The organism is Streptococcus sp. 27098_8_82, assembly GCF_041431615.1.
GTDB lineage: Bacteria > Bacillota > Bacilli > Lactobacillales > Streptococcaceae > Streptococcus > Streptococcus sanguinis_K.
This window is the reverse complement of the sequence record NZ_JAPVYB010000006.1, coordinates 17,334-29,077: the sequence shown is the minus strand read 5'-3', so window position 1 is coordinate 29,077 and position 11,744 is coordinate 17,334. Positions and strand designations below refer to the sequence as shown.

Below are 11,744 nucleotides of genomic sequence, written 5' to 3'. Positions count from 1 at the left end.
TTTTTAGTTTGAGCTAAGAAACGAGGAAGCTATGAAAAAGATTGGTACACAGTCCATTGAAACCAAACGTCTTTTGTTAAGACCTTTTCTGGAATCGGATGCTCAAGCTATGTATGACAACTGGGCTTCTCGTCCAGATAATTTGCTGCATGTGATCTGGGATGCTCACGAGAGTCCTGAAGTCACCCAACAGTCTATTGCTCGCTGGGTTGAGAATTATCAAAACATGAATTTTTACAAGTGGGCCATCTGCCTGAAAGAAAATCCTGATTCTGTAATCGGGGACATCAGTATGGTGGACATGGATGAGACAGTCAATGCTTGCGAGGTCGGTTATATTTTAAGTAAAGACTATTGGGGGCAGGGGCTGATGACAGAAGCTTTGAAAGCTGTTTTGATCTATCTCTTGCAAGACGCAGGATTCAATCGTGTCACAGCAAGATTTGTAACAGCCAATCCAGCTTCGGGACGTGTCATGGCTAAAGCTGGAATGAGCTACGAAGGCACTTTCCGTCAGGCTGTATTTCATAAAGGACAAGTCAAAGATTTTTCCGTCTATGGAATCCTAAAATCCGATTTAGAAAAAGGCTAGGACTCTTTTGTCCAGCCTTTTTACTTGCGCTCCTTTTTTAAAGTTCTATAATAGATGTATAATGACAAGGAGGATTCTATGCATTCGTTAGAACAAGATTTTACAGATAAGCTGTATGCTGCTTATGAGGCCAATCCCAAGTTTGCAGCGATGGGAAATGCCATCAGTCACAATGGCCTTTTGGCTTCCTTAGAGAAGCGAAGCGCCGCTGTGGAAAACACACCTGTCTTTTCGCTGGATCTTACTAAGGACAAGGTTAGCGACCAGAAAGCTTCAGGGCGCTGTTGGATGTTTGCAGCTCTTAATATCTTCCGCCACAAGATGATTGCTGGTTTCCAACTGGAGGATTTTGAGCTATCTCAGGCCCATACCTTCTTTTGGGATAAATATGAAAAATCCAACTGGTTCTTGGAGCAGGTGATTGCGACAGCTGACCAAGAATTGACCAGCCGTAAGGTCAAGTTTCTCTTAGATACGCCACAGCAGGATGGCGGTCAGTGGGATATGGTTGTTTCCCTCTTTAAAAAATATGGTGTCGTGCCCAAGTCAGTCTACCCGGAGTCTATCTCATCCAGCAATAGCCGTGAACTCAATCAGATTCTCAATAAACTCTTGCGTCAGGATGCGCAGATTTTGCGAGAATTAAGAGCGGAAGGGGCAGAATCGTCAGAACTTCAGACCAAGAAAGAAGAACTCCTACAAGAAGTCTTTAACTTCTTAGCTATGAATTTAGGCTTGCCACCTCGCCAGTTTGACTTTTCTTATCGCGATAAAGACAATCATTTCCATAGCGAGAGCGGATTGACACCTCTGACTTTCTATCAAAAATATGTCGATCTAAAGCTAGATGACTATGTCTCTATCATCAATGCGCCAACTGCAGACAAGCCTTATGGTCGGTCCTATACAGTTGAGATGTTGGGAAATGTCGTTGGCAGTAAGCCAGTGCGTTATTTGAATGTTGAAATGGACCGACTAAAAGAGCTGGCTATAGCTCAAATGCAGGCTGGCGAGACCGTTTGGTTTGGTTCGGATGTTGCTCAGTCTAGCAATCGTAAGGCAGGTGTTATGGCAGAGGGGATGCACGATTTCACTGCTAGCATGGATATTCGACTGACTCAGGATAAGGCTGGCCGCTTGGACTATAGCGAAAGCCTCATGACCCACGCCATGGTCTTGACAGGGGTAGACTTGGATGAAAATGGTAAAGCTAAGAAATGGAAGGTCGAAAACTCTTGGGGTGAAAAGGTTGGTAATAAGGGTTACTTTGTAGCCTCTGACGCTTGGATGGACGAGTATACCTATCAAATCGTCGTTCGAAAGGAGTTTCTGACAGCAGCAGAATTAGCTGCATATGAAGCAGAGCCTCTTGTCCTATCTCCCTGGGATCCCATGGGTGCTTTGGCAAAGTAATCTTTAATGAGAGAATAAGAAAAGAGTAAGAATTTTTCATTCTTACTCTTTTAGTTTGTATTCTAATCTTCGTCACTCTAGTCATCTCCACCGTTACCGGAAGATGAGTCATTGTGGCTAGAAGAGCTATTGTTTGAATCACCAGAATGATCACTAGAAGCTGATGTGTCAGAGCTAGCTTCTGTACTGTAACTGCTATAGCTAGAATAGTTATAGTACTGCTGGTTATTGTAGTAACGGTTATAGCCAGTACCACTGTTGAGGTAGACATAGGAGCCACTGCGGTAGAGACCATCTGGCATTTCCCAATCTTCTGAGGCAGAGCCATCTTGAGCTAGATAAAGCATCATTTCGCGGTAGACATCTGTCGCAACCTTAACTCCATCATCAAGGATTGGTGTCAGACGGTTTGAGTAGCCGGTCCAAACAGCCATTGAATACTTAGGCGTGTAACCAACGAAGAGCTCGTCTGGTGTGACAATGCTAGAGTAGTAATAAGGCTTGGTCAGCTTAGCTAATTCATCGTCAGCATAGTTGGAGGTTCCAGTCTTACCAGCCTGATAAACCCCAGAAATAGCAGCGTTTGTACCTGTACCGGACTGCAAGACTGTTTTCATCATATCGGTCATCATGTAGGCTGTCGTTTCCTTCATAGCCTTGGAACCATTGTTGGAGAAGGTCTTCTCCGTTCCGTCACTGAAGACAACGCGATTGACATACTGAGGCTTGTAGTAAGTACCACCATTGGCAAAAGCAGCATAGGCAGCAGCCATTTTTTCACTGCTGGCTCCGTATTCGTTGCCGGATTTGCTGGTATTACTTGAAAAGGCATTAACATAGAACATTTCAGGATAGTTAATCCCAATACGATTTAGGAACTTGAGGGACTCATCCAGACCAACGGCTTCCAGCGTTTTCACGGCAGGAACGTTCCGGGATTCCTGAATAGCGTATTGAATCGTCATCCCGCCATAATATTTCTTATCCCAGTTATAGACTGGTGTGCTGGAATACGGGAAGTTATATGGAGCATCCGTGATAGGAGCAGCAGTTGAGGTATAGATTTCATTTTCAAGAGCTGGAGCATAATCGGTGATTGGCTTCATTGTTGAACCGAAATCACGGTTGGTTTCAACAGCTTGGTTGGTACCAAAGGATACGTTGGTAGATTGGTTACGAGAACCGAGCTGGGCAATGACTTTACCAGTTTGCACATCCATAACAGTGGACGCAACCTGCATTTCGTCATCTGGATAAGCTACATAGTCTCCTGTGTTGTAAATATCCCAGAGTTTCTTTTGGGCATCAGTGTTGACATTTGTATAGACTTCCATACCAGTTGTCAGGACATTGTAGCCAGTCTCTTCTTCTACTTGTTCAATTACTTCCTTAAGATAATTATCCATGTAAGCAGGATAGCTAGTGGAAGCTTTCAAGCTTTGAAGTCCGTCGGTTACAGGGGTATTCTTAGCTTGTTCATACTGCTCATCTGTGATGTACTTGAGATCATGCATCTCACGAAGTACCAGATTACGACGGTTGGTCGCAGCCTCTGGGTGAGTGTAGGGATCGTATTGGTTAGGTGCCTGAGGCATACCTGCCAGCAGAGCCGTTTGGTGTAAGCTCAAGTCTTTTAGATCCTTGCCATAGTAGCTTCGGGCTGCTGTTTGCATACCGTAGTTACTGTTAGACATGTATACTTTATTGACATAATAGGTCAAGATTTGCTGCTTGGTCGCTTTACGCTCAAGCTGAGCGGCCAGCCAAGCTTCTTGGATTTTACGTGAAAGGGTCGCGTCCGAAGAAGAGGTTGAGAAATAGGACAGCTTAATCAATTGCTGGGTCAGAGTTGATCCCCCTTGGCGACCTCCGCGGATGTTGCTAACAAGGGCACCTGCAATCCGAATAAAGTCTACCCCGCGGTGGTTGAAGAAGCGATGGTCTTCAATGGCGACAATGGCGTTGACCAAATCCGTAGGAATTTCACTTGTTTCAGCATTGACCCGCTTTTCAGCGCCTAGGTCTGCAATCAAATTGTTATTGCTGTCAAAAATCTTACTGGATGTGGTCGCGATTAGGTCTTTTTCAGAAAGCTTAGGAGCCTTGACCGCATAGTAGGTAAATACCAAACAGCCAATCACGAATCCAATCATAAGCAGGGTTATAAGTGCACTTGCAAGATATTTCAAAGCCTGCATAAGAGTTTGTTTATTCATTTATAATACCACCTAGTAGTTTTTGTTCGATAATTTCAAGATAAGGGATGCTGGGAAGTTGCTGCATTTCAATCGGATAACCATGCTCTTGAATGTAGGTTAAGGGCATGGACTTCCCTCCCTTGTCAATCTTGTAAAACTCAATTAAATAAGAAGCGGGAAGTAGGTAAGTCTCCCTTAAGCTGGAAAAATGCAGTAAGACAAAGCAGATACCCTTTTGCTCAAGGACTGCCTCCATATGCTCAATCTGATGCGAATGAAAATTTTTCATAGGCATCGATTTTTTCTGTCGGGTTTCCTTGGCTTCAAAGTCAATATAATGGCCCTTGTAGACACCAGAATAGTCTGTTGTGGAAGCTTGCCGAAAGTAAGCCTCTACAATCTTGGCTCGGCTACGGTGCGGATAATCAACCTTGACAATCTGAATGGGGGTAGGTTTTTTATGGATGACAGCGAGTCCTCTGCTTAGATAGTAGCTGTTGGATTCGTTGATCATCTTTTCAAAAGACATCCCACGATTGGCAAAGTTAACAATGCCGGGAACAGGCCTGTTGATACTGCTTTTTGCCTTTAGCTTATGCGGATAGTTGACCATAAAACTCCTTATTGGTACAATAGCATCACTCTATTATACCACAAAAAACTTTTTTAAGGGAGAATAAATGACCAGTCTACTAATAACAGGCTACAAAGCCTTTGAAATCGGCATTTCGACGGAAAAAGATATGAGAATAAATATCATAAAAGAAGCCGCTAAGAGGGATTTAATTCGTTTTTTGAAAGACGGAGTGGATTGGCTGGTTTTTCTGGGTAATCTGGGCTTTGAGTCTTGGGTTTTGGATCTAGCTAATGAACTGAAAAAAGACTATAAATTTCAGACGGCAACCATCTTTCTCTTTGAGAATCAAGGTGAAAATTGGAATGAAGCCAATCAGGCAAAATTAGCTGCTTTTAAGCAGACCGATTTTGTCAAGTATGCTTATCCTACCTACCAAAATCCCAGTCAGTTTCGTGATTACAATCAATTCGTCATTCAAAATACAGACGGAGCTTACCTCTTTTACGATGAAGAACAGGAGACAAAATTGAAATATCTTTACCAAGAAATGAAAAAGCAAGAACAATATTTTATCAAAAAATTAACATTTGATGACCTGAATGAAGTGGCCGAAAATTTTTCGGGAAATTAGATAATAAATCTTGATTTTTATAGTGCATTTTGTTTATAATTGAATATGATAAACTAGATTGGAGAGAGAAGATGGCAAGTATTATTTTTACAGCAAAAGATATTTTTGATCAGGATTTTAAACGCGAAGTACGCGGTTACAGCAAGTCCGAAGTGGATGAGTTTTTGGACGATATTATCAAGGATTATGAGACTTATGCAGCCTTGGTAAAGGAGCTGCGTGAGGAAAATCGCCGTCTCAAGGAAGAGTTGGCTGCGAAGCCGGTTGAAAAAGCACCGGTTCAGCCGACTCAGCCTGTCCAATCAACACAAACAACTCAGTCGACTGCAGAAAACTTCCCTCAGATGACTTCTGCGACTAATTTTGATATCTTGAAGCGCTTGAACCGTCTTGAAAAGGAAGTATTCGGGAAACAAATTCTGGATCGTGAATAATGGTTCTTTTTAGAACAGTGCAATTTTTGGATAATCGCGTGGAAATTTTAGATTTTCATGAGGAAAGTCCATGCTAGCACTGGCTGTGATGCCGGTAGTGTTTGTGCTAGGCGAAGAAATAAGCCTAGGGACGGATTTTTCCGTTACGGCGACTGAAAGGGCTAAGTCTTTTGATATGTCTGATTAGGTCTGAAAGTGCCACAGTGACGTAGTTCTTTTGGAAACAGAAGAAGTGGAACGCGGTAAACCCCTCAAGCTAGCAACCCAAACTTTGGTCGGGGCATGGAGTGCGTGGAAGCGAACATAGCACTCTGACTGGAAACAGTAGACAGATGATTATCGAAGGAAATGGTACCTAGTCATTTCCGGAACAAAACATGGCTTACAGAAAATTGCATATAGGCTGAGGCTAGGACGTCAAGTCCTGTCCTCTTTAAATTTTATAATAGAATAGCAAGAGAGTGGCTGAGCGCTCTATTCTCTGCCAAGTTCAACTAGCTGCTGCTTCATTTGTCTGATGGACATTTCAAGGAATGAGCTGGCTGACAATGGCAGCGAAACCTTCTCAGCCCAAAATTTAAAAAGGGAGAGTGAGGAAAATCGATGTGACGAAATCACGATTTTTGTCTCACTCCCTTTGTTTGTATAGATTGGAATCCATTTAAAAGCCGAGATGAAAGAAAAATTTAATTTAATTGCGACCGCAGCGGCAGGGCTAGAAGCTGTCGTCGGCCGTGAAATCAGAGAGCTGGGACTTGATTGTCAGGTCGAAAATGGTCGGGTTCGCTTCGAGGGTGATGTCAGTACGATTATTCAAACCAATCTCTGGCTGCGTGCGGCCGATCGGATTAAGATTGTAGTTGGCAGTTTTTCAGCAAAGACTTTCGAAGAGCTCTTTCAGGGAGTTTTTGCTCTGGATTGGGAGAATTATCTACCGCTGGGAGCTAAATTTCCTATTGCCAAGGCTAAATGCGTCAAGTCAAAACTTCACAATGAGCCCAGTGTTCAGGCTATTTCTAAAAAGGCAGTTGTCAAGAAGCTGCAGAAGCATTATGCTCGTCCGGAAGGGGTTCCTTTGCAGGAAAATGGAGCTGAGTTTAGGATAGAGGTGTCTATTCTAAAAGATGTAGCGACAGTCTTGATTGATACGACAGGATCCAGCCTCTTCAAACGTGGTTATCGGGCCGATAAAGGTGGTGCACCGATCAAGGAGAATATGGCAGCAGCCATTTTACTCCTGTCCAATTGGTATCCTGATAAGCCTTTGATAGACCCGACTTGCGGCTCTGGTACTTTTTGTATCGAGGCAGCCATGATTGGGATGAAGATAGCGCCGGGACTCCATCGTTCCTTTGCCTTTGAAGACTGGAATTGGGTGGATAAAGACTTGGTAGCACAGGCTCGCTCGACTGCACTCAATCAGATTGATCAGACCATCCAGCTGGATATTTCTGGCTCGGACATCGATGGCCGTATGGTAGAACTAGCTCGAAAAAATGCTGAGCAAGCAGGAGTAGCAGAGCAGATTCACTTCAAGCAGATGCGTCTGCAGGATTTGCATACAGATAAGATTAATGGTGTGATTATCTCTAATCCGCCGTATGGGGAGCGCCTCCTAGATGATGAGGCTGTGACTCGTCTTTATCAGGAGATGGGAGAAACTTTTGCTCCGCTCAAAACCTGGAGCAAGTTTATCCTGACTAGCGATGAAGCTTTTGAAAGCAAATATGGCAGTCAGGCCGATAAAAAACGCAAACTTTATAATGGTACTTTAAAAGTGGATTTATATCAGTATTTTGGCCAGCGTGTCAAACGTCAGTTAGATTAGAAAGGATTTGCCGTGACGAAAGAAGAAAACTACTCACCGGAAGAAGAAAAGAAAGAGTCGGTCCTTGATTTTGAAGAGGCCAAGGAAATGACAGTCGGTCAAGCTACTCGTAAAAAAGAGGAGCTGGAAGCCGGTGTGAATGAAAGCGACAATGTGCTGGATAAGTACATCAAGCAGCACCGTCAGGAAATCGAAGCTGGAAAATTTGAAACTCAGAAAATCAGAAAGCTGCAGGAGCAGGAAGCTGCTCAAGCTGAGCAAGCCTCTTCTGATTTGACCGACTTCATCAAAGAAAGACGGCAAGAGGTTGAAAGTGAGCAGGAGATTCCAGCAGCTCAGTTGACAGCCACTGAGACAGCAAGTGAGCCAGAAGCAGCTCCAAATCCCTTAGGTTCTCGCAGTCAACGCTCAGAGCAGGAAGATGCGGTTCCTGCCGCTCCCGTTCAAAAGACATCTTACGGTCCTATTCCAGAACCGCTTGATGAAAAGGAATTACAGGTTCCTAAGACACCTTTCTACAAGAAAAAAGCTTTCCTTTATCCAGTTTTAGGACTTTTAGGGATTGCTGTAGCGGGCACGGGGCTTTACTTTGCTCTGGGGCATAATTGGGGTAACAAGACCGTTACAAGCTCAAGCTCTTCAACATCGCAGTCCAGCAAAAAGAGCTCGTCTTCCTCTAGCTCTGATAATACTGCCAAGGATCTGAAGTCCTTTAATGATGAGTATGCTGCATTTTTCACAGATAGCAATCAGACAGCTGTCAAAAACAGTAAATTCGGCGACTTGGAAAAATTAAAAACCTTACTTGAAAAACTAAAAGGCAGCAAAGACTATGATGCCGCTAAGAGCAAGTATGATTCCCTAGTGAAACAAATTTCAGCTATTCAAAGTGTCAATTCGCAGTTTGACGGCGGAGCGATTACTGACGGCGTCTTGAACAAGGAAGCCAAGGCTAATACAAATGCGACCTTCTCAGATGTATCAAGTGGCAATGCTAAGCTAGATGAAGTTCTAAAGGCAGCGATTGCCCAAGGACGTAGTCAACAAGTACCAACACCAGCGCCTGCTACTGATCAGGGAGGCACCGGTGCAAGTACAAGTGGTGGTTCAAGTGCATCTGCTTCTGGTTCAGGCGCTTCCAGCTCATACTCTGGCTATGGTCTTTCAAGCAATGGAGTAAATCTGCAGAGAGACCTCAGTCGTGTCCCTTATAACCAAGCGGCTATTGATGATGTCAACAATCCGGCTTGGACTTTCAATCCTGGCATTCTGGAGAAGATTTTGCAAACTTCTCGTGAGCGTGGCTATATTTCTGGTGATAACTATATCCTGGAACGCGTCAATATTATTAAAGGAAACGGCTACTACAACCTCTTCAAGCCAGACGGCACCTACCTCTTCAGTATTAACTGTAAGACTGGATACTTCGTCGGAAATGGACCGGGTCATGCTGACTCGCTTGATTTCTAGTCATCTGTGAATATTTCTTCAGCAGCTGGCTTTATAGCTTGTTGATGGATTTCATTATACATGCACAAAAAAAGTTCTCGATTTCGAGAACTTTTTATTGTTTTAAATCACATGGCGTTCAAAGGCATCATCTGAGATTCCTTGGCTGAGAATAAGTTTAGCCCATTCTTTGGCTGAAAAGAGGCTGTGATCCTTGTAGTTTCCGCAGGATTCAATGGTTGTTCCAGGGACATCTTCCCAACTAGTTGACTCAGCGATTTCTTCCAGACAGGATTTGATGACCTGAGCAATCTGGCTGGAGCTGTGTTGGCCCCACATAATCATATGAAAACCGGTGCGACAGCCAAAAGGTGAGCAATCAATCATACCATCAATGCGCTTGCGAATCAGCATGGCCAGCAAATGCTCGATGGTATGCAGGCCGGCAGTTGGAATGGAATCTTCATTAGGCTGAACCAGACGGATATCAAAATTGGAAATGATGTCGCCTTTAGGGCCGGTTTCCTCTCCGATGAGACGAACATAAGGCGCTTTGACGATGGTGTGATCCAGCTCAAAGCTTTCAACGATAACTTCTTTAGACATGGTTTCTCCTTTACAATGTAGCGAGTGCGAGAAGGTTTTTCTAGTCATATCAAGCCATAGGTTTGTCTTGTTAGTGAAGAAAAAGCCTGTCTCATATGCATCTTTTCTTCTCTGATTATAGCATAAAAATTTTTTATTTGGGAATAAAGTTTAGGTCTTAGGGGAATGAAAAGTTTGAACAATCTTGCTTATGGTTTGAAAAAGTTTTGGTGCTCAGGCTTCTACAAACTTTGAAGATTTAGTCGGTAAAAATTGGACAAAAGCTTTCTTGATTTTCAAAAAATAGGTTTGTGAATTTTTTAGATTTGTGATAGAATAGTATGGAATTTTGAATTCAACAATTAAATAGATTTGGAGTAAAAACATGGACCTATTTCCTATAATTATGTCTGTTTTTGCTGCCATCATTGGTTTAGTGATTGGATATGTAAGTGTCTCAGCTAAGATGAAATCATCTAAAGAAGCTGCAGAGCTTACTCTTTTAAATGCTGAACAAGAAGCAACCAATTTACGCGGACAGGCTGAACGCGAAGCTGATTTGATTGTCAAAGAAGCCAAGCGGGAAACAAGTTCGCTTAAAAAAGAAGCACTTTTGGAGGCAAAAGAAGAAGCCAGAAAATATCGTGAACAAGTTGATGCAGAATTTAAGTCTGAACGTCAAGAGTTTAAACAAATCGAAAGCCGCTTGACAGAGCGCGCTTCTACCCTTGACCGCAAAGACGATAATTTAAGCAACAAAGAAAAGGCTTTGGAGCAAAAAGAACAAAGTCTCTCAGATAAATCTAAACACATTGATGCGCGTGAAGAACAAGTAGCGGAACTTGAAAAGCAGAAGGCAGCAGAGCTGGAGCGAGTTGCTTCGCTATCGCAGACAGAAGCGCGTGATATTATTTTGACGCAGACCGAGGACAAGCTTTCTAAAGAGATTGCGACTAGAATTCGGGATGCTGAGCAAGATATCAAAGAGCGGTCTGATAAGGTTGCGAAGAATATCTTGGTCCAAGCCATGCAGCGTATTGCCGGTGATTATGTAGCTGAGCAAACCAACTCAACGGTGCATCTGCCAGATGACAGTATGAAGGGTCGGATTATTGGCCGTGAAGGTCGCAATATCCGAACTTTTGAAAGTCTGACTGGTATTGATGTCATCATTGATGATACGCCTGAAGTGGTTACTCTCTCAGGTTTTGATCCGATTCGACGTGAGATTGCTCGTATGACCATGGAAGCACTCTTGAAAGATGGTCGCATTCATCCAGCCCGCATCGAGGAGTTGGTTGAGAAGAATCGTCTGGAAATTGACAATCGCATCCGTGAGTACGGGGAAGCAGCAGCTTATGAAATCGGAGCTCCTAACCTGCATCCTGATTTGATGAAAATCATGGGTCGCTTGCAGTTCCGTACTTCTTATGGTCAGAACGTCCTGAGGCATTCTATTGAGGTTGCCAAGCTTTCCGGTATCATCGCTGCTGAGCTAGGTGAAAATGCTAATTTAGCTCGCCGTGCTGGATTCCTCCATGATATTGGCAAGTCTATCGACCGTGAGGTTGAAGGCAGCCACGTGGAAATCGGGACAGAACTGGCTCGTAAGTACAAGGAGCATCCAGTTGTTGTTAATACGATTGCCAGTCACCACGGAGATGTGGAAGCGGAAAGTGTCATTGCTGTTATCGTAGCTGCAGCAGACGCTCTCAGTGCTGCTCGTCCAGGTGCCCGCAGTGAATCTCTGGAAAGCTATATCAAGCGTCTCCAAGATTTGGAAGAAATCGCTAATAGCTTCAAGGGTGTCAAGAACAGCTTTGCTTTACAAGCCGGTCGTGAAATCCGGATTATGGTTCAGCCGGACAAGATTAAGGATGACAAGATTACGATTTTGGCTCACGATGTTCGTGAAAAGATCGAAAATAACTTAGAATATCCAGGCAATATCAAGGTAACAGTTATCCGTGAGATGCGAGCCGTTGACTACGCAAAATAAAGAAGAAATGCAGTCTGGTAACAGATTGCTTTTTTCTT

Annotated in this window: 10 protein-coding genes and 1 other RNA gene; 8 read left to right on the top strand and 3 right to left on the bottom strand. The window is 43.5% G+C overall.

The features are described from left to right. The first annotated feature begins 31 nt into the window (after positions 1-31). Together O3627_RS09270 and pepC are read left to right on the top strand one after the other, a co-directional pair. On the top strand, positions 32-592 hold the full coding sequence (locus tag O3627_RS09270; RefSeq protein ID WP_371621361.1) for a GNAT family N-acetyltransferase: 561 nt from the start codon (positions 32-34) through the stop codon (positions 590-592). A 78-nt stretch (positions 593-670) separates the two neighbouring features. Next, a complete protein-coding gene (gene pepC, locus O3627_RS09265) occupies positions 671-2,005 on the top strand; it encodes an aminopeptidase C (RefSeq protein WP_371621360.1) in 1,335 nt (444 codons plus the stop codon). Between the two features lie 77 nt (positions 2,006-2,082). Here the strand turns inward: pepC and pbp1a are convergent, their stop codons facing one another. Both pbp1a and recU read right to left on the bottom strand, forming a co-directional pair. Continuing rightward, positions 2,083-4,221: a penicillin-binding protein PBP1A gene (pbp1a, locus tag O3627_RS09260; RefSeq protein ID WP_343092084.1), complete on the bottom strand. Its 2,139-nt coding sequence runs from the start codon at positions 4,219-4,221 to the stop codon at positions 2,083-2,085. Further along, a complete protein-coding gene (gene recU, locus O3627_RS09255; protein WP_002905196.1) occupies positions 4,214-4,816 on the bottom strand; it encodes a Holliday junction resolvase RecU in 603 nt (200 codons plus the stop codon). The genes pbp1a and recU overlap by 8 nt, the downstream gene beginning before the upstream one ends. A gap of 67 nt (positions 4,817-4,883) precedes the next feature. On the opposite strand from recU, the gene O3627_RS09250 reads away from it, so the two are divergent. From O3627_RS09250 to O3627_RS09230, 5 genes are all read left to right on the top strand, one after another. Further along, a complete protein-coding gene (locus O3627_RS09250) occupies positions 4,884-5,411 on the top strand; it encodes a DUF1273 domain-containing protein (protein WP_343092085.1) in 528 nt (175 codons plus the stop codon). Positions 5,412-5,482: 71 nt separating this feature from the next. Beyond that, on the top strand, positions 5,483-5,845 hold the full coding sequence (gene gpsB, locus O3627_RS09245) for a cell division regulator GpsB (RefSeq protein WP_125341611.1): 363 nt from the start codon (positions 5,483-5,485) through the stop codon (positions 5,843-5,845). A 22-nt stretch (positions 5,846-5,867) separates the two neighbouring features. After that, positions 5,868-6,235: RNase P RNA component class B (gene rnpB, locus O3627_RS09240), an RNA gene on the top strand. Between the two features lie 283 nt (positions 6,236-6,518). Beyond that, entirely contained in the window at positions 6,519-7,673 is a 1,155-nt protein-coding gene (locus tag O3627_RS09235) for a class I SAM-dependent RNA methyltransferase (protein ID WP_002908164.1), read from the top strand. A 12-nt stretch (positions 7,674-7,685) separates the two neighbouring features. Further along, positions 7,686-9,143: a cell division site-positioning protein MapZ family protein gene (locus O3627_RS09230; protein ID WP_125383279.1), complete on the top strand. Its 1,458-nt coding sequence runs from the start codon at positions 7,686-7,688 to the stop codon at positions 9,141-9,143. 102 nt (positions 9,144-9,245) lie between these two features. On the opposite strand, the gene O3627_RS09225 is transcribed toward O3627_RS09230, so the two are convergent. Then, on the bottom strand, positions 9,246-9,728 hold the full coding sequence (locus tag O3627_RS09225) for an S-ribosylhomocysteine lyase (protein ID WP_002893508.1): 483 nt from the start codon (positions 9,726-9,728) through the stop codon (positions 9,246-9,248). A 364-nt stretch (positions 9,729-10,092) separates the two neighbouring features. Between O3627_RS09225 and O3627_RS09220 the strand changes: the two genes are divergently transcribed. Next, positions 10,093-11,706, top strand: a complete 1,614-nt coding sequence (locus O3627_RS09220; RefSeq protein ID WP_125383278.1) for a ribonuclease Y — start codon at positions 10,093-10,095, stop codon at positions 11,704-11,706. The last annotated feature ends 38 nt before the right edge of the window (positions 11,707-11,744 follow it).

What these genes read in the sequence shown, in the direction of transcription:
- O3627_RS09220 (WP_125383278.1), top strand. Translation starts at nt 10,093, where the DNA reads ATGGACCTATTTCCTATAATTATGTCTGTTTTTGCTGCCATCATTGGT.
- recU (WP_002905196.1), bottom strand. Translation starts at nt 4,816, where the DNA reads ATGGTCAACTATCCGCATAAGCTAAAGGCAAAAAGCAGTATCAACAGG.
- O3627_RS09225 (WP_002893508.1), bottom strand. Translation starts at nt 9,728, where the DNA reads ATGTCTAAAGAAGTTATCGTTGAAAGCTTTGAGCTGGATCACACCATC.
- pbp1a (WP_343092084.1), bottom strand. Translation starts at nt 4,221, where the DNA reads ATGAATAAACAAACTCTTATGCAGGCTTTGAAATATCTTGCAAGTGCA.
- O3627_RS09235 (WP_002908164.1), top strand. Translation starts at nt 6,519, where the DNA reads ATGAAAGAAAAATTTAATTTAATTGCGACCGCAGCGGCAGGGCTAGAA.
- O3627_RS09250 (WP_343092085.1), top strand. Translation starts at nt 4,884, where the DNA reads ATGACCAGTCTACTAATAACAGGCTACAAAGCCTTTGAAATCGGCATT.
- O3627_RS09270 (WP_371621361.1), top strand. Translation starts at nt 32, where the DNA reads ATGAAAAAGATTGGTACACAGTCCATTGAAACCAAACGTCTTTTGTTA.
- pepC (WP_371621360.1), top strand. Translation starts at nt 671, where the DNA reads ATGCATTCGTTAGAACAAGATTTTACAGATAAGCTGTATGCTGCTTAT.
- gpsB (WP_125341611.1), top strand. Translation starts at nt 5,483, where the DNA reads ATGGCAAGTATTATTTTTACAGCAAAAGATATTTTTGATCAGGATTTT.